This is a genomic window from Mycobacterium sp. NPDC049093 (genome assembly GCF_040704635.1).
Lineage (GTDB): Bacteria > Actinomycetota > Actinomycetes > Mycobacteriales > Mycobacteriaceae > Mycobacterium.
The window spans coordinates 20934-37124 of record NZ_JBEZJS010000010.1; the positions used below are offsets into that span (position 1 = coordinate 20934).

General features: G+C 67.1%; 16 protein-coding genes. 10 read left to right on the top strand and 6 right to left on the bottom strand.

Annotation, left to right across the window (positions count from 1 at the left end):
• Positions 1 to 8 precede the first annotated feature (8 nt).
• Both AB0876_RS30385 and AB0876_RS30390 read right to left on the bottom strand, forming a co-directional pair.
• On the bottom strand, positions 9 to 2750 hold the full coding sequence (locus AB0876_RS30385) for a glycoside hydrolase family 2 protein (RefSeq protein ID WP_526043772.1): 2742 nt from the start codon (positions 2748 to 2750) through the stop codon (positions 9 to 11).
• A 167-nt stretch (positions 2751 to 2917) separates the two neighbouring features.
• On the bottom strand, positions 2918 to 3655 hold the full coding sequence (locus AB0876_RS30390; RefSeq protein WP_055114376.1) for a glucose 1-dehydrogenase: 738 nt from the start codon (positions 3653 to 3655) through the stop codon (positions 2918 to 2920).
• A gap of 101 nt (positions 3656 to 3756) precedes the next feature.
• Between AB0876_RS30390 and AB0876_RS30395 the strand changes: the two genes are divergently transcribed.
• Positions 3757 to 4833 (top strand): NAD(P)H-dependent amine dehydrogenase family protein, encoded by a 1077-nt coding sequence (locus AB0876_RS30395; RefSeq protein WP_491840961.1) that lies wholly within the window; start codon positions 3757 to 3759, stop codon positions 4831 to 4833.
• Here AB0876_RS30395 and AB0876_RS30400 read toward each other — a convergent pair.
• Complete coding sequence (locus AB0876_RS30400) at positions 4830 to 5594, bottom strand: HAD family hydrolase (protein ID WP_491840960.1); 765 nt, start codon at positions 5592 to 5594, stop codon at positions 4830 to 4832. The genes AB0876_RS30395 and AB0876_RS30400 overlap by 4 nt on opposite strands.
• Before the next feature lie 67 nt (positions 5595 to 5661).
• On the opposite strand from AB0876_RS30400, the gene AB0876_RS30405 reads away from it, so the two are divergent.
• The 5 genes from AB0876_RS30405 (at position 5662) to AB0876_RS30425 (ending at position 10679) form a co-directional block, all read left to right on the top strand.
• Positions 5662 to 6027, top strand: coding sequence for a VOC family protein (locus AB0876_RS30405; protein WP_491840959.1), 366 nt, complete (start codon positions 5662 to 5664; stop codon positions 6025 to 6027).
• 132 nt (positions 6028 to 6159) lie between these two features.
• A complete protein-coding gene (locus AB0876_RS30410; RefSeq protein WP_491840958.1) occupies positions 6160 to 7290 on the top strand; it encodes a nitronate monooxygenase in 1131 nt (376 codons plus the stop codon).
• Between the two features lie 41 nt (positions 7291 to 7331).
• Positions 7332 to 7736 (top strand): hypothetical protein, encoded by a 405-nt coding sequence (locus AB0876_RS30415; protein WP_491840989.1) that lies wholly within the window; start codon positions 7332 to 7334, stop codon positions 7734 to 7736.
• Positions 7737 to 7866: 130 nt separating this feature from the next.
• Positions 7867 to 8436, top strand: coding sequence for a TetR/AcrR family transcriptional regulator (locus tag AB0876_RS30420; RefSeq protein WP_491840957.1), 570 nt, complete (start codon positions 7867 to 7869; stop codon positions 8434 to 8436).
• The gene (locus tag AB0876_RS30425; RefSeq protein WP_526043773.1) at positions 8433 to 10679 is read left to right on the top strand and encodes a molybdopterin-dependent oxidoreductase; all 2247 of its coding nucleotides are present in this window, start codon (positions 8433 to 8435) and stop codon (positions 10677 to 10679) included. Before AB0876_RS30420 ends, AB0876_RS30425 begins: the two co-directional genes overlap by 4 nt.
• Positions 10680 to 10694: 15 nt before the next feature.
• Here the strand turns inward: AB0876_RS30425 and AB0876_RS30430 are convergent, their stop codons facing one another.
• Positions 10695 to 11300: a hypothetical protein gene (locus tag AB0876_RS30430; RefSeq protein WP_491840955.1), complete on the bottom strand. Its 606-nt coding sequence runs from the start codon at positions 11298 to 11300 to the stop codon at positions 10695 to 10697.
• 209 nt (positions 11301 to 11509) lie between these two features.
• On the opposite strand from AB0876_RS30430, the gene AB0876_RS30435 reads away from it, so the two are divergent.
• Positions 11510 to 12757: a cytochrome P450 gene (locus tag AB0876_RS30435; protein WP_491840954.1), complete on the top strand. Its 1248-nt coding sequence runs from the start codon at positions 11510 to 11512 to the stop codon at positions 12755 to 12757.
• On the opposite strand, the gene AB0876_RS30440 is transcribed toward AB0876_RS30435, so the two are convergent.
• Complete coding sequence (locus AB0876_RS30440) at positions 12711 to 12980, bottom strand: hypothetical protein (RefSeq protein ID WP_491840988.1); 270 nt, start codon at positions 12978 to 12980, stop codon at positions 12711 to 12713. The genes AB0876_RS30435 and AB0876_RS30440 overlap by 47 nt on opposite strands.
• A 202-nt stretch (positions 12981 to 13182) precedes the next feature.
• On the opposite strand from AB0876_RS30440, the gene AB0876_RS30445 reads away from it, so the two are divergent.
• Genes AB0876_RS30445 through AB0876_RS30455 form a run of 3 tightly spaced genes read left to right on the top strand, consistent with a single transcriptional unit; the run spans position 13183 to position 15350 of the window.
• The gene (locus AB0876_RS30445; RefSeq protein WP_491840987.1) at positions 13183 to 13917 is read left to right on the top strand and encodes a helix-turn-helix domain-containing protein; all 735 of its coding nucleotides are present in this window, start codon (positions 13183 to 13185) and stop codon (positions 13915 to 13917) included.
• Between the two features lie 57 nt (positions 13918 to 13974).
• The gene (locus AB0876_RS30450) at positions 13975 to 14697 is read left to right on the top strand and encodes a FadR/GntR family transcriptional regulator (protein WP_526043774.1); all 723 of its coding nucleotides are present in this window, start codon (positions 13975 to 13977) and stop codon (positions 14695 to 14697) included.
• Positions 14694 to 15350: a sterol desaturase family protein gene (locus AB0876_RS30455; protein WP_526043775.1), complete on the top strand. Its 657-nt coding sequence runs from the start codon at positions 14694 to 14696 to the stop codon at positions 15348 to 15350. The genes AB0876_RS30450 and AB0876_RS30455 overlap by 4 nt, the downstream gene beginning before the upstream one ends.
• On the opposite strand, the gene AB0876_RS30460 is transcribed toward AB0876_RS30455, so the two are convergent.
• Positions 15331 to 16110, bottom strand: a complete 780-nt coding sequence (locus AB0876_RS30460; protein WP_526043776.1) for a L,D-transpeptidase — start codon at positions 16108 to 16110, stop codon at positions 15331 to 15333. The two genes, AB0876_RS30455 and AB0876_RS30460, sit on opposite strands and share 20 nt — an antisense overlap.
• Positions 16111 to 16191 lie beyond the last annotated feature (81 nt).

The following is a 16191-nucleotide window of genomic DNA, read 5'->3' on the forward strand; positions in this document are numbered from 1 at the left end:
AGCCGATCCTATCGTCGTGCCCGCTGGTCGATCGGTACCACCGTCGGTGCACTGTTGTAGCCGCCGACCCGGACCCAGTTGGGTCCGTGCTCCGATCCGGTCACCGTGCCGCTGATCTCCGTCGTCTCGCCCGGGTACACGGTGACGTAGTTGTCGGAGTATTCGATCGGGAGGATCTCGTCACCGTCGCGGGTCGTGGTGATCTCGGCCCGCTCGAAGAAGGCGATCTGACGTCCCGGATTGTGCAACCGGATCACCACGCTCGCGCTGCCGTCGGTCGACTCGGTTCGGTGCGCGGTCACGTCCAGCCGTGTGGGTCCCATGGTGTTGAGCGGTGTCAGGTCGGCCCAGCTGCTCTGCACCAGGTCGAAGGCCTGGTCGTTGACCGGGGGCCCGACATCGTCGAGTTTCTGCGACTGCCAATACGTGTTGTCGGCGACCACGGCGCCGGACTCGTCGAGCAGTTCACAACGGATGAACACCACCGGTGAGTCCAGGGCCAGCCGCGGCAGCGTCAACCCCGGCACCACCCCGTTCGACGGCACGGCCGGCACCTCGGAACTGCGGTCGTCGCGCATCCGGCCGGTCAGGTCGTAGGTGCGCACCCGCACCCGAAGACCGGTCCGCTCCTGCGGCGACTGGTTGACCACCTTGACGGCGGCGGTGTCGTGGTCGCCGGTCGCGTACGAGTCGAAGACGACCGACAGCGGGCGCAGCCCCTTCTTGGCTCCGAAGTACGCGCCGCCGGGCCGCAGGTAGTAGTCGAAGAGGTGACCGAAGAACGACGGCCAGTGGTTGTTGAGCATCCAGTAGATGGTCATCTTGTGGTTGTCCCACCCGCCTGCGGCGAACGCCTCGAACTGTGCGCGGGTGGACTCGTAGTGGGCAAGCTGGGCCTTGCGCGCGAATTCCTCTGCGCCCCGCGATGATCCGTAGCGCTGCATGACCGCGGTGCGGATGCTCTCCAGGGCCGCGTTGCTCGGGTTCGCCCCGGCGTGGAAGTACCAGGCCTCGTTGATCGGCCAGAGTTTGTCCGGTGGGATGAACTTCTGCAGGCTGGCGAACGGCGGGATGTGTTCGTTGTCGCCCTGTTCGGCATTGGAACCGCGGGTGGCCTGATAACGACCGTCGAACCAGTAGCTCGGCGGGCGCCACGTATACGGGCCTGCCATGTGGATGCCGTCCCAGTCCGGCTCGCCGTTGGCGTCGCGGGCCAGCGACGACACCGTGTCGACGACGGTGTTGGGCCAGTGCAGCTCACCCAGGATGCGGCGGTAGCCGTCGAGCACCGGCGCCGGGGGCTTGCCGTCGCTGCCGTTGGCCCAGAGGAACGCCGACGCGTGTCCGCGCAGCGACAGGATCTGCGAGCGCATGCTCTCGTCGGCCACCCGCCGATCCTCGTCGTCCCACTGCCACCACTTCTCCCACTGGTTGCAGCACATCCACCCGTACATCAGCGGGATGCCGAGTTCGTCGGCCCGCTCGATGATGTTGTCGCCCGGGAACTTTCCCTCCAGGCGCACCATGTTCAGCCCGAGGTCCCGGACGTATCCGAGGATGGCGTCCTCTCGCTGCGGGTCGTACTGGAACAGCAGATCGGGCGTATATGCCGCACCCCGGACCAGGAAGTCGCGCCCGTTGACGGTCAGGTAGAAGCTGCCACCGCGGCCCAGATCGGGGAACTGTTCGTCGTTGTCGCGGTGCTGCGCCACGGTGCGGATACCGAATCGGGAATCCACGGTGTCGATCGGCCGTCCGTACCGCACGAACTCCAGCCGCAGGTCATAGAGGTCCGGCCGGCCCATGGTGTAGGGCCACCAGAGGTCCGGGTTGCTCACCTGCAAAGCCGCGAAAGTGTCCGGGTCGAACCGGATTTCCCGCTTCTCCCCCGGCGCCAGGCTGACCGCTTGATCCACCGAGATGGTCGGCTTTCCCGGCCGGCTGATCCGGGCCCGAACGACGCCTCGCATCGGAACGTCGGCGGTGTTGCGGATGTCGGAGTAGACGGTGAGCCGCGCATGCGAGGTGTCAGGCAGCGGCAACGCGGTGGTGACCAACGGGTCGCTGAGCACGACCTGCCCCGAGAAGCTGAGGTAGACGGGTTTGAAGATGCCCGCGTTACGGTCGGGCACATAGGAATTGCCACGCAGCGGGTTCTTGTCCGGGCCCTGATAGCCGATGCGGTTCCAGTTGAGCCAGTCCCACCAGCTGTCGGCGAGCTCGACCCCGTCGATGTCCTGCAACGCCTGCTCGGGAGTGACCCTGACCGCCAGCGTGTTGGCGCCGCCGGGGTTGATCCACGGCGTGGCGTCGATCTCGTGGATCGTGTGCATCCCTACGAGCAGGGAATTACCGGCGATCATGGTGCCGTTGAGCCAGACCTCGGCGCGGTAGTTGATGCCGGGGAAATCGAGCCGGTAGCTGGAGCTGCCCTGCGGAGCGGTGAACGTCGTCCGGTACCACCAGTCCTGGCGGAACAGATCGTCGGGCACATCGGCCAGGTTGTCCCCGACGTACAGGTCCGGGTAGGTGCCGTCGTCCTGTAGCGCCGCCAGCACCGTCGAAGGCATGTGTTTGACCTCGTGCCAGTCGGCCTCGACCGCGCCCGGGGTCGACAGCGCGGCGCCGTCGGCCGTCACGGTGCGCGCCGAGGCCAACTGCCAGCCCTGTGCCAGCTCCACCCGTCCCGACGGCGGCTCCGGGGTGGCGAACGGCGGGAAATCGGCGGCGCACAGCGAGAACACCAGCACCGCGGCAACGACCAGGCCGACGAAACCCGTGAGGCTCAGGCCTGCGCGGCGACTCCGGGCGGAAATGGGCAGCTCCTCACAGACCGGTACGGCACCGTGTCGATGAGTCGATGCCCTGCCGGGTCATTCTGCCGTGGCCGGTACCGCCGCGTGCGGCCGGTGCTGACTCAGAGCTTGTGCGGGACGTCGTTGACGAGGCCGCCGTCCATCACGAACTCCGCGCCGGTGGCATAGCGAGATTCGTCGCTGGCCAGGAACACCACGAAGGTCGAGACCTCCTCGGGTTGTCCGGACCGGCCCAGCGGAATGGTCAGCATGTCCTCGGGGAAATGCTCGGTCATCGGGGTCCGGATGAATCCGGGGTGGATCGAGTTGACCCGGATCTGTTTGGGTCCCAGCTCCAGTGCCGCAGACTTCGTCAGGCCGCGCACCGCCCACTTCGAGGCGACGTACGGGTGCACCATGGCCGCACCGCGCAACCCCTCGATCGACGAGACGTTGATGATCGAACCGCCGCCCGCGGCCTTCATCGCCTTGACGCACGCCTGCATGCCCAGGAAGGTGCCGGTCAGGTTGACGTCGATCACCTTCTGCCACTGGGCCATGTCGAACTTGCCGATCTGGCCGAGCGCGACGATGCCGGCGTTGTTCACCAGCACGGTGAGTGAGCCGAACTCCGAGGTGGCCGTTTCCACGGCCGCGTTCCATTGGTCCTCCTCGGTGACATCGAGGTGCACATAGCGGGCCGAATCGCCGAGTTCGGCGGCCAGCGCCTTCCCCTCGTCGTCGAGGATGTCCCCGATCACCACCTTGGCGCCTTCGGCGATCAGCGCCCGGGCGTGCTCGGCACCCATGCCCCGCGCCCCGCCACTGATGAGTGCCACTTTTCCGTCTACCCGTCCCATGACGGGTGAGGCTACCGCCTGCGGTCGCAAATTAGAACCTGTTCCAATTTTCTTGTCCGGTAGGCATACTGCGATCAGACCGAACACTTGAGGAGACCTGTATGGCCATTCGCGTGGCGATCGTCGGCACCGGAAACTGCGGCCGGTTGGCCCTGATCCAGCTCATCGAGGACCCCCGGTTCGAACTCGTCGCGGTGGGCACCTCGACCGAGGCGAAGGTCGGCCTGGACGCCGGCGAACTGGCCGGACTGGGTGGCGTCACCGGGGTCACCGCCACGCTGGGCATCGATGCCTCGATCGCCGCCAAGCCGGACTGCCTGGTGTACTGCGCGATGGGTGACACCCGCCCCGTGGAAGCCACGCGCGATGTGATGGCCGCACTGGCCGCCGGGATCAATGTGGTCGGCTCGGCCCCGGGCGGCCTGCAATTCCCCTGGGGCGCCATGCCGGAGAAGGCCATCGCACGGGTCGAAGAAGCTGCTCAGGCGGGTAATTCAAGCGTGTTCATCACCGGTGTCGACCCCGGGTTCGCCACCGACCTGCTGCCGTTCGCCATCGCCGGTACCTGTCAGCGCATCGATCAGATCAAGACCATGGAGATCGCCGACTACGCCACCTATGACGGCACCGAGGTGATGTCGATCGTCATGGGATTCGGCAACCCGATCGACCAGCCCGGAATGTTGTTTCTCCCCGGAATCCTCAGTGCCGCTTGGGGGACCGCGATCCGGATGCTCGCCGCCGGACTGGGCGTCGAAGTCGAAGACATCACCGAGCACTACGAGTTGGAGCCCGCGCCCGAGGACATCGAGGTCGCGACCGGCGTCATCGCCAAGGGCACGGTGGCGGCGATGCGCTTCCAGATCAACGGCATGGTCGGCGGTAAGCCGGTGATCGTCGTCGAACACGTCACCCGGGTACGTGCGGACCTACGACCGGACTGGGCGCAACCGGCCCAGCCCGGCGGCTCCTACCGCGTCGAGATCACCGGCGAGCCGTCGTATGTCGTGGACATCTGCCCCACCAGCCGTAAGGGCGACCACAACCACGCCGCCATCGTCGCGGCGGCCGGGCGCATCGTGAACGCCATCCCTGACGTGGTGGCCGCCGCGCCCGGCATCCGCACCACCCTGGACATGCCGCTCGTCACGGGCATGGGACTGCACAGGCTGGGCTAGGCGCCGGGACGGAGCCGGCGTTCGCCACGACGCCGGCCACCGGGACGCGGCAAGCTGAGCACCGGCCAGTCCTGTTCGGTGGCGGCCGAGGCCAGACCCGGCCGCGGATTCACGGGCCGCGGATGGCCCACCAACCGCATCAGTGCGCCATCCTCGGGGCCGTCCGCGTAGAAATAGCTGTGGGCCAGATCGACCTGCTCGGCCCGGCAAAAGGCCTGCACCGCATCGGCTTTGCGGGCCCCCCAGATGATCGGTTCGACGATCCCGCCGGTGAGCCTGCCCTGGTCGTCGGTCAGAAAGTGATTGCACAGCACGTGGTCGATCCCCAGGTGCCGCGCGACCGGCTCGGCGTGGATGGTCAGGGCCGAGGAACTCATCACGACGGTGTGGCCGCGGTCCTGGTGACGACGCACCACGTCACGCATGTGCGGGTAGACCCGCTGGTTGATGCGGCTCTCGAACAGGTACTCCCCCAGCTCGTCGAGCTCGAGCAGTGATTCGCCGCGGAGGTACCCGGCCGCCCGGACCAACAGCCGCTCGAACGGCATCCGGCCGATCCGATACCGGACCGAGGCCTCGACGATTCCGAGGATCTCGCCTGCAGCGGCCTGCCGCCGGCGGATCCGATGACCGGCGTGCGCCGTGGCGGTGAACCCGTCCACCAGCGTGCCGTCCAGGTCGAAGAAGGCCCCCACCTGCGCACCGCCCGGACCGTCCCCGATCTCCTCAAGCGACTCGGGTGGCGAGAGCATGCGGCCCATGGGCCTAGTACACCAAGCCGCCACGACAATCTGCCAGTCGAGACTCGATCAGGACTAGAACAGAGGGATGTCCGCACAAATGCAATCCATCGCGATCAAGGACGTCGCGGCTGTCATCGCCACCGGTCGTTTCGAGGAGGCGAGGGCCTGGTACGCGCGGCTGCTCGGCCGGGAACCTGACCTGGAACCTGTTCCAGGGGTCGCTGAATGGCAGCTGACCGCGACCGCCTGGCTACAGGTCGTCACTGATCCGGTTCGGGCCGGGAGGTCTGCCGTGCGATTCGGTGTCGACGATCTGGAGCACACCGCCGCCGGGCTGCGCCAGGATGGGGTGACAATCGGGGAACCGCAGGTCATCGCCGACATGGTCGCTGTCATCGACGTTGCCGATCCTGACGGGAATGAAGTTTCATTCGTCGCCGAACTCGCATGAAAATTCCGGGTCGTTCCCCAAACGAGCCCGAGGCCGTACTAAACTAGAACACGTTTCATTTCCATGCGGGCCGTACCGGCCGAGGACTCTCAAACCGCACTGCCACTACACCGCCACCACAAGGAGCTCCGAATGCACACCGCACTCTGCGACGAGCTCGGGATCGACGTCCCGATCTTCGCGTTCACCCACTGTCGCGACGTGGTCGTCGCCGTCAGCAAGGCCGGTGGTTTCGGCGTGCTGGGCGCCGTCGGATTCACCCCCGAGCAGCTCGAGATCGAGTTGAACTGGATCGACGAGCACATCGGCGACCACCCGTACGGCGTCGACATCGTCATCCCGAACAAGTACGAGGGCATGGACGCCAACATGTCCGCCGACGACCTCAAGGGCATGCTGCAGTCCCTGGTACCTCAGGAGCACCTGGATTTCGCCAAGAAGATCCTCGCCGACCATGGCGTGCCGGTCGACCACAGCGACGACGACGCCCTGCAGCTGCTGGGCTGGACCGAGGCCACCGCGACGCCTCAGGTCGAGATCGCGCTGAAGCACCCCAAGATGACGCTGATCGCCAACGCGCTGGGCACGCCGCCCAAGGACATGATCGACCGCATCCACGCCGAGGGGCGCAAGGTCGCGGCGCTGTGCGGTTCGCCGTCACAGGCCCGCAAGCACGCCGACGCGGGCGTGGACATCATCATCGCCCAGGGCGGCGAGGCCGGCGGCCACAGCGGCGAGATCGGCTCGATCGTGCTGTGGCCCCAGGTGGTCAAGGAAGTGGCCCCGGTTCCGGTCCTGGCCGCCGGCGGTATCGGCAGCGGTCAGCAGATCGCCGCTGCCCTGGCTCTCGGCGCGCAGGGCGCCTGGACCGGCTCGCAGTGGGTCATGGTCGAGGAGTCCGAGCACACCGAACAGCAGCACGCGGCGTACGCCAAGGCCACGAGCAAGGACACGGTGCGCAGCCGCTCGTTCACCGGCAAGCCGGCCCGCATGCTCCGCAACGACTGGACCGACGCCTGGGAGAACCCGGACAACCCGAAGCCGCTCGGCATGCCGCTGCAGTACATGGTGTCCGGAATGGCCGTCGCGGCGACGCACAAGTACCCGAACGAGAGTGTCGACGTCGCGTTCAACCCGGTGGGCCAGGTCGTCGGCCAGTTCCAGAAGGTCGAGAAGACCTCGGCCGTGATCGAGCGCTGGGTTCAGGAGTACCTGGAGGCGACGGGCAACCTCAATGCCCTGAACGAGGCCGCCGGGGTGTGATCGAGGCCGCCGGCAGCGGGTTCCTCATCGCCGTTCTGTGGATGGACCTGATCTTCGACGTTCAGGTCCTACCCCACCGCAGGTCGGCCGAATTGCCGGAACCCGTGCTGGCGTCCATCGCCGGCTACTACCGCCGTGCGACCACGACATCGCGCCCGATGAGCCTGCTGATCGCCGCCGTCATGGTGGTGCTGTTGGCGGCAGTGGCTTTTCACGCATTCGACGGTGCCGACCCGGGTTGGCTGACCGCAATGTTCGCGCTGCTCGCCGGCGGCCCCGTGCTGCTGGCCCTGCTGCGCACCGTCCCCAACGCCGTGGCCCTGGGCGCGCGCACCGCCGGCCCGGCCCAGCAGACGCGATTGGCCCGCGCCATCTGCCGCGATCATCTGCTCTGCCTGACGAGCATGTCCATTTTTCTCGTGCTGTGGCTGGTGACAGCCGCTTAGATCGTCAACGCGGCGAATTGCAGTCAGCATCAAGCAGCAACCCGCCGCTTGAGTCGTAGGCGACGGGCGGTAGACCCATGCCTGCCGATTATGTATGGTTGCATACATAGAATTGGCGGAAGGGCTTCGGATGACCAGTCCTCGCGAACGCATGGTGGCTTCGGCCGCACTGTTGATCCGGGAACGCGGCGCGCACCCGACGGCGATTGCCGATGTATTGGCCCACAGCGGCGCCCCGCGAGGCTCGGCATACCACTACTTCCCCGGCGGCCGCAACCAACTCCTGTGCGAGGCAATCGATTACGCCAGCGATCACATCGCGGCTCGGATCGACGAGGCGGACAGCGCCGTGGCACTGCTCGACGCGATGATCGCGGGGTTCCGTAAACAGCTGTCCGCCACCGACTTCCGGGCCGGTTGCCCGATCGTCGCGGTGACGGTCGAGGCCGGCGAACCCGCGGCCGCCGAGCCCACTCCCCTCGACCGCGCCGGGGTGGCCTTCACCCGCTGGACCGGACTCATCACCCGCCGCCTGCAGAGCGACGGAGTCACCACCGAACGCGCCGAGGAACTCGCCACACTGATCCTGACCGCGGTCGAAGGCGCCGTGGTGATGGCCCGGGCGACCCGTGACGTGAAACCACTCGATCTGATCCACCGTCAACTTCGCGCACTCCTTCCGGAAGGAACCCCGTCATGACCGTCGATCAATGGCAGCCCACCGCGTGCATCCTGTGTGAGTGCAACTGCGGCATCGTGGTGCAGACCGAAGGCCGGGCCATCACGAAAATCCGCGGCGACAAAGACCACCCGGCGTCGGCGGGCTACACGTGCAACAAGGCGCTGCGGTTGGACCACTACCAGAGCAGCACCAACCGCCTGACCTCGCCACTGCGCCGCACACCTGACGGCAGCTACGAGGAGATCGACTGGGACACCGCAGTTTCCGAGATCGCCGCGAAGGTCCTGGCAGTCAAGGACGCTCACGGCGGGGACAAGATCTTCTACTACGGTGGCGGCGGCCAGGGCAACCACCTCGGCGGCGCGTACAGCGGCGCGTTCCTCAAGGCGATCGGCTCGCGGTACCGGTCAAACGCCCTGGCGCAGGAGAAGACCGGTGAGGCGTGGGTCGACGCCCACCTCTACGGCGGGCACACCCGCGGCGAGTTCGAGCACGCCGAGGTCTCGGTGTTCGTCGGCAAGAACCCGTGGATGTCGCAGAGTTTTCCACGGGCCCGCGTCGTGCTCAACGAGATCGCCAAGGATCCGGACCGCGCGATGATAGTGATCGACCCGGTGATCACCGACACCGCCAAGCTCGCCGACTTCCACCTGCGCGTGCGGCCCGGGACCGATGCGTGGTGCCTGGCCGCGATGGCCGCGGTGCTGGTTCAGGAAAACCTGTGCGACGAAGAGTTCCTGGCCGCTCACGTCAACGGTGTCGAACCGGTCCGTGAGGTGCTGGGCCACGTCCCGATCGGCGACTATGCCGCGCGGTGCGGCGTCGACGAAACCCTGCTGCGCCAGGCGGTGCGCCGCCTCGCCGCAGCCGACAGTGTGGCCGTGTTCGAGGATCTCGGCATCCAGCAGGCCCCCAACAGCACGCTGTGCTCGTACCTCAACAAGATGCTGTGGATCCTCACCGGCAACTTCGCCAAACGCGGTGGGCAACATCTGCATTCGTCGTTCGCCCCGCTGTTCGGTTCAGGTGGGGTCGGGCGCAGCCCGGTCACGGGCGCCCCGGTGATCGCCGGCCTGGTGCCGTCCAACGCGGTGCCGCAGGAGATCCTCACCGACCACCCCGACCGCTTTCGCGCGATGATCGTCGAGAGCAGCAACCCGGCACACTCGATCGCCGATTCGGCGGCCGTGCGCGCCGCGCTCGAATCGCTCGAGCTCCTGGTGGTCATCGACGTCGCGATGACCGAAACCGCCCGGTTGGCCGACTATGTGCTGCCCGCGGCCAACCAGTTCGAGAAGCCCGAGGCGACGTTCTTCAACCTTGAGTTCCCGCACAACAACTTCCACCTGCGGCACCGGCTGTTCGAACCGCTGCCGGGCACCCTGCCCGAGCCCGAGATCTGGGCCCGCCTGGTACGCGCCATCGGCGCGGTCGACGACGCCGAACTGGATCCGTTACGGCGCGCCGCCCGCGACGGTCTGGACGCCTACGCCGCAGCGTTTCTCGGCGCTGTGGGTGCCAACCCGGGTCTGGGGCGGGTCCTGCCATACGTGCTGTACGAGACGCTCGGACCGGTGCTTCCGGATGGCCTCGCCGGTGCCGCGGCGCTGTGGGGGCTGGCGCAGAAGACCGCGATGACCTATCCCGATGCCGTGCGTCGCGCCGGTCACGCCGACGGCAACGCCCTCTTCGAGGCCATCCTGGCCGGCCGGTCCGGGCTGACCTTCACCGTGCACGAATACCCGGACGATTTCGCTCTGATCGGGCACCCCGATCGCAAGATCGCACTCGACATGCCCGAGATGCTCGACGCGGTCCGGGCATTGCCGACCATGCCGTCGGCACTGACCTCCGAGGAGTTCCCGATGGTGCTCTCGGCCGGCGAACGTCGGGCCTACACCGCCAACGACATCTTCCGCGACCCGGCCTGGCGCAAGCGCGACACTGAGGGCGCCCTGCGGATCAGCGCCGACGACGCCGAGTCCATCGGCCTACGCGACGGAGACCGGGCCAGGCTGACCACCGCGACGGGAAGCGCGGACGTGACCGTCGAGGTCAACGACGCGATGCTGCCCGGGCACATCTCGCTGCCCAACGGATTCGGCCTCGACTACACCGACGGTCAGGGACGGTCGATCGTGCCCGGAGTCGCCCCCAACGAGCTCACGTCGTCGCAGTGGCGCGATGAGTACGCGGGCACACCATGGCACAAGCACGTGCCTGCCCGGGTCGATCTTCCGGTGACAAGCCTGCCGGCCTGATCAGATTCCCGTGCCTCAGGGCGCCGGCGCCGGAGCAGCCGGCGCCGCCGGTACGGCGGGCACAGCAACAGCTGGACCGGCGGGAGCGGCGGGCAACCCGGCGGGGCCGGCAGGAGCGCCGGGCTCGGCTACGGCCGACCCGCCGGGCAGCGGTGCCTCCGGCGCCCCGGGTGCCGCAGGCGCGGTCGGAACGTTCGGCCCGGGTACCTGACCCGGGACAGGTGTATTCATGCCGCGCTGTGCGAGCCCGAGTACCAGGGCTTCCTTGCCACTGATCTCCTGGTTCTGCACGGCATGCCACAGATCCTTGAGATAGCTCAAGTTGGGGGTTTCGGCACCCTGTCCCGTGGGATCCATCGTGGCGCCCGGTGGCAGGGCATCGGGGCTCGCCAGGTGAGGGGTGCCCACTGGGGCCGCGGCAGCCGGTGCCGCCGGATCTCCGACCGCGGCCTGAGCCGCCGGCCCGGGAGCAGCCGCCGGCGCGGGCGCAGGTGCCGGCGCGGGGGCGGGCGCCGGATTGGGTGGCTCCGCGGCCGCCGCGGCGGCCATGGCCAACGCGACGACAGGACCCGACACGCAGCCCGTCAACACGATCCCGAACCTACGGACGTCGACTCGCATAACTGGTTGGCCTCCTGCTGTTGCTCCAGGGACGAATGGTAACGCTGAGTGCATCGTCGCGCTCGTTCAACCGTTACAACGCAAGAATCGGAACACGTTCCAATACCCACGATGTGGGAGTTTCCGAAACCCGCTCCGAGGGGCCCCACCTGTGGTGTAGCAATGGGTCTACGCCACTACACAACGTCGTCGCGAGGAGCGCCAACGCCATGCCGACTCTGCACCTCCCGCCCGGATTCGACTTCACCGATCCCGACATCTACGCCGAACGGCTGCCCGTCGAGGAACTCGCCGAGATGCGCAAGCTGGCTCCGATCTGGTGGAACGAGCAGCCGCTGGGCCAAGGAGGGTTCGACGACGGCGGGTTCTGGGTCGTCACCAAGCACAAAGACGTCAAAGAGGTCTCGCTGCGCAGCGACGTGTTCTCCAGCCAGGAGAAGACCGCCCTCCCGCGCTACCGCGACGGCACCGTCCAGCAGCAGATCGAACAGGGCAAGTTCGTCATGCTCAACATGGACGCCCCACACCACACGCACCTGCGGAAGATCATCTCGCGGGCCTTCACACCACGGGCGGTCGAACGCCTGCGCGCGGACCTCGCCGAGCGCGCACGCACGATCGTGGAGACGGCCGCCGCCGAGGGCTCGGGAGACTTCGTCGAGCAGGTTTCGTGCGAACTACCGCTCCAGGCCATCGCGGGCCTCATGGGTGTGCCGCAGGAAGACCGCAAGAAACTGTTCGACTGGTCCAATCAGATGGTCGGCGACCAGGACCCGGAGTTCGCCTCCAACGATGCGATCAGTGCCTCGGTCGAGCTGATCATGTACGGGATGCAGATGGCGGCTGAGCGGACGAAGAACCCTGGCGAGGATCTGGTCTCCACTCTCCTGCAGGCCGACGTCGAGGGGCACAAGCTCTCCGACGACGAGTTCGGCTTCTTCGTCATCCTGCTCGCCGTGGCAGGCAACGAGACGACGCGCAACTCCATCACCCAGGGAATGATGGCGTTCGCCGATCACCCCGACCAGTGGGAGTTGTTCAAACGGGAGCGCCCGGGCACCGCGGCCGACGAGATCGTCCGGTGGGCCACGCCCGTCACGTCATTCCAGCGCACCGCACTGGAAGACACCGAGCTGGCCGGCGTGCCGATCAAGAAGGGGCAGCGGGTGGTGATGTTCTACCGCTCGGCGAACTTCGACGAGGACGTGTTCGACGACCCGTACAGCTTCAACATCTTGCGCGATCCCAACCCGCACGTGGGGTTCGGCGGCACGGGCGCGCACTACTGCATCGGCGCCAACCTCGCCAGGATGACGATCGACCTGATCTTCAACGCGATCGCCGACGTGATGCCCGACCTGAGGCCGCTGGCGGCGCCCGAACGGCTGCGGTCGGGTTGGCTCAACGGCATCAAACATTGGCAGGTGGACTACCGCGGCCAGTCGGATAGTCGATGATGGATCGCCAATAGTCCTCCGGGATCTCGGTATTCGACCGCAGGGTGATCGCCAGACCGGTTGCCATCGCAATGCCGAGAAGCCCCAGCCACAGGCCGGCGAGGGCGATCGCGATCCAGAGCACGGTTGTCAGCGCGGGCCAGGGCGACACCACCGCGAGCACCGGAGCGAAGAAGAAGCCGGCGCCGATGTAGGCGGCCGACCCGGCCCGGTCGGCCGCCATGACGAAGTGCAGCCAGCGCGGAATACGTTGGTCGGACTGAGGTTTGTCGCTCACTGCCGCCTCCTTGGTGGGTACTGGACTCCACGGTGACGCGGACCGGGTAAGTACCGCAATTACCCCGCAGGTAGTGGTTATCTCCCCGCGCGTGAGTGAGACTCGGGTGGTGACGACTGCGGCAACCCAGACACCTATCGGATCGCTGATGCGCGACTGGCGATTACGGCGCCGCATCAGTCAGCTGGACCTCGCCATCGAGGCCGACGTCTCGGCGCGACATCTCAGCTTCATCGAGACCGGGCGGTCGGTACCGAGCCGGGCCATGGTGCTGCGCCTCGCCGACGCACTGGAGGTGCCGCTGCGAGACCAGAACCAGTTGCTCCTCGCTGCGGGGCTGGCACCGGTGTACGCCGAGCGGACTCTGGAGGATCCCGAGATGACAGGTGTGCGCGACGGTGTGGCCCGAGTGTTGGACGCCTACAACCCGTTTCCCTGCGTGGTCGTGGATCGCACCTGGAATCTGTTGCAGGCCAATGCCGGTACCGCAGTCATGCTGGACGGTGTCGCGCCCCATCTGCTGGCGCAGCCCAACGCGCTGCGGATCACCCTGCACCCCGAGGGCATGGCCCCGCGCATCCGGAACCTGGCAGAGTGGCGCCACCACCTGATCAGCCGGCTGCGCCGGGAGGTCACCGTGAGCGGTTCGGCGGAGCTGGCCGCCCTTCTTGCCGAGATCGAGTCCTACCCGGGAGGGATGGAACCGGTGCGCGACCTCGGCGGCGTGGTCGTCCCACTGGAACTGTCGGCCCCCGACGGCGCCGTGCTGACCTTCCTGAGCACCGTCACCACCTTCGGTACTGCCCTGGACCTGACCGCCGCGGAACTGAGCATCGAGGCCTTTCTGCCGGCCGACGCCGAGACCGCAGCCGCTCTGCGGTGAAAATTTAGTGGTCTTACCACTTGACCTCTGACCGCCAGGCCGGGCAGCATGGGCGGTATGGCGCTACAACCGGTGAACCGCCGATCCGTGCCCGAGGACGTCTTCGAGCAGATCGTCGCCGAGGTACTCAGCGGTCAGATGCAGCCCGGCGAGTCGCTGCCCAGTGAACGCCGCCTGGCCGAGGTGCTCGGCGTGTCCCGCCCGGCTGTGCGCGAGGCGATCAAGCGGCTGACCGCGGCGGGCCTGGTCGAGGTTCGACAGGGCGACTCGACCACGGTGCGGGACTTCCGCAAACATGCGGGCCTGGATCTGTTGCCCCGACTCCTCTTGCGCGCAGGCGAACTCGACGTCGGCGTGGTTCGCAGCATCCTCGAAACCCGCCTGCACAACGGACCCAAGGTCGCCGAGTTGGCCGCCGAGCGGGCCCCGTCCGAGGTGATCGCGCAACTCGGCCGCACCGTCGAGGCCCTGGCGGCCGAACCGGACCCGGTCGAGCAACAGCGCCAGGCACTCAGCTTCTGGGATCTGATCGTCGACGGTGCGGATTCGATCGCTTTCCGCTTGATGTACAACACCCTTCGGCAGACCTACGAGCCCGCGCTGCCGGCGCTGGCCACCATGATGGCCGCCGAAGTCGGCCGCCCCGAGGCATATCGCCGGATCGTCGAGGCCATCGAAGCAGGCGACTCCGCGGCTGCCCGTCTCGCGGCCCAGGACCTACTGGAGCCCGCCACCATGGCGCTCATGGGCGCCCTCGAGGCGTTGGAGGAAACCCGATGACGCGCAATGCTTTCACGTTGGGTGACGCGGCTCGGGAGTTCGTCAAGCACCCCTCCCCCTGGATGATCGGCACCGCGCTGATCGCCGGCGTCGCCGCGCGGTGTGCCGTCGGAGACTGGCAACTCACCGACGCGCTCGTACCCGCGGTGATGCTGGTGACGTTCCCGTTCTTCGAATGGGTCGTCCACGTCTTCGTACTGCATTGGCGGCCAAGGCGATTAGGCCCGATCACACTGGATTCGCTGTTGGCTCGCGACCACCGGCTGCACCACGTCGACCCACGTGAGATCCCGTTGATCTTCATCCCGTGGCGAGCTCTGCTGTGGATCCTGCCTCTCGCAGTGGCCGTCGCCCTCCTGGCGTTCCCCCGACCCGGCCTGGGGCTGACTTTTCTGTCACTGCTGACAGTGCTCGGCCTGGCCTACGAGTGGTGCCACTACCTGATCCACAGCGACTACAAGCCGAAAAGCCGCGCATACCGCGCGGTTTGGCGCAACCATCGCCAGCACCACTACAAGAACGAGCACTACTGGTTCACGGTGACCACCGCCGGGACCGCCGACCGGGCCCTGGGGACCTATCCCGACCCGGCGACGGCCTCCACCTCACCGACCGCGAAGAACCTGCACGCGGCTATGCCTGCACGACAATAGGGTCGCCAAGGTGCACCGTGTTGAAGTACCAGTCGGCGTTGTCGGGACTCAGGTTGATGCAACCGTGGCTGACGTTGGCATAGCCCTGCGATCCCACCGACCAGGGCGCCCCGTGCACGTAGACACCACCCCAGGTCACGCGAACCGCGTCGTAGACGGTGAGCTTGTACCCCTCCGGGTCGCTCAGCGGAATACCGATGGTGCGCGAATCCATCACCACGACAGGCTCTTTGGCCAGCGCGGTGAAGGTCCCGATCGGGGTCGGGTGCTTGGGCTTGCCCATCGACGCAGGCATGGTGCGGGCCACCGTGCCATCGATGCTGACCGTGAAGGTGTGCGCATCGATGTCGGCGACACCGAGTACCTGGGCCCCCGTCTCGAAACTCGTCTTCGCACCGCCGGCCGTGACCGAGATCTTCGAATGAGCCGGCCACAGCTGACCCGGTTTCCACTGCATCACATCGTCACTGAGCCAGGTGAAGGTGCCGGTGGGGGTCTCGGGAGAGCTGATCTTCAGGCTGCTCTGTGCCGCATCGCGATCGGTCACCGGGTCGGCGAACGTCACCGTCAGCGGCATGGCGACGCCGACCACCGAGCCCGAGGCGGGCTCGATCTTCGCACCGGGTGCAGGCGTGCTCGACGCAGCAGATGCCACATTCACCGTGCTCGCGGCGGCCAAGGTGGCGACACCGATCGCCGCAAACACTTTCAGTACCGATACTCGAACGGTTCCGAATGACGACGATGGGGCGCTCAGCATTCCACCAGTGTAGGTGAGCGCCGAAGGTGCACCTTTTAGGCGCAGCGTGGCGACGGCAATTCGAGGTCGGCGGTGGCGCAG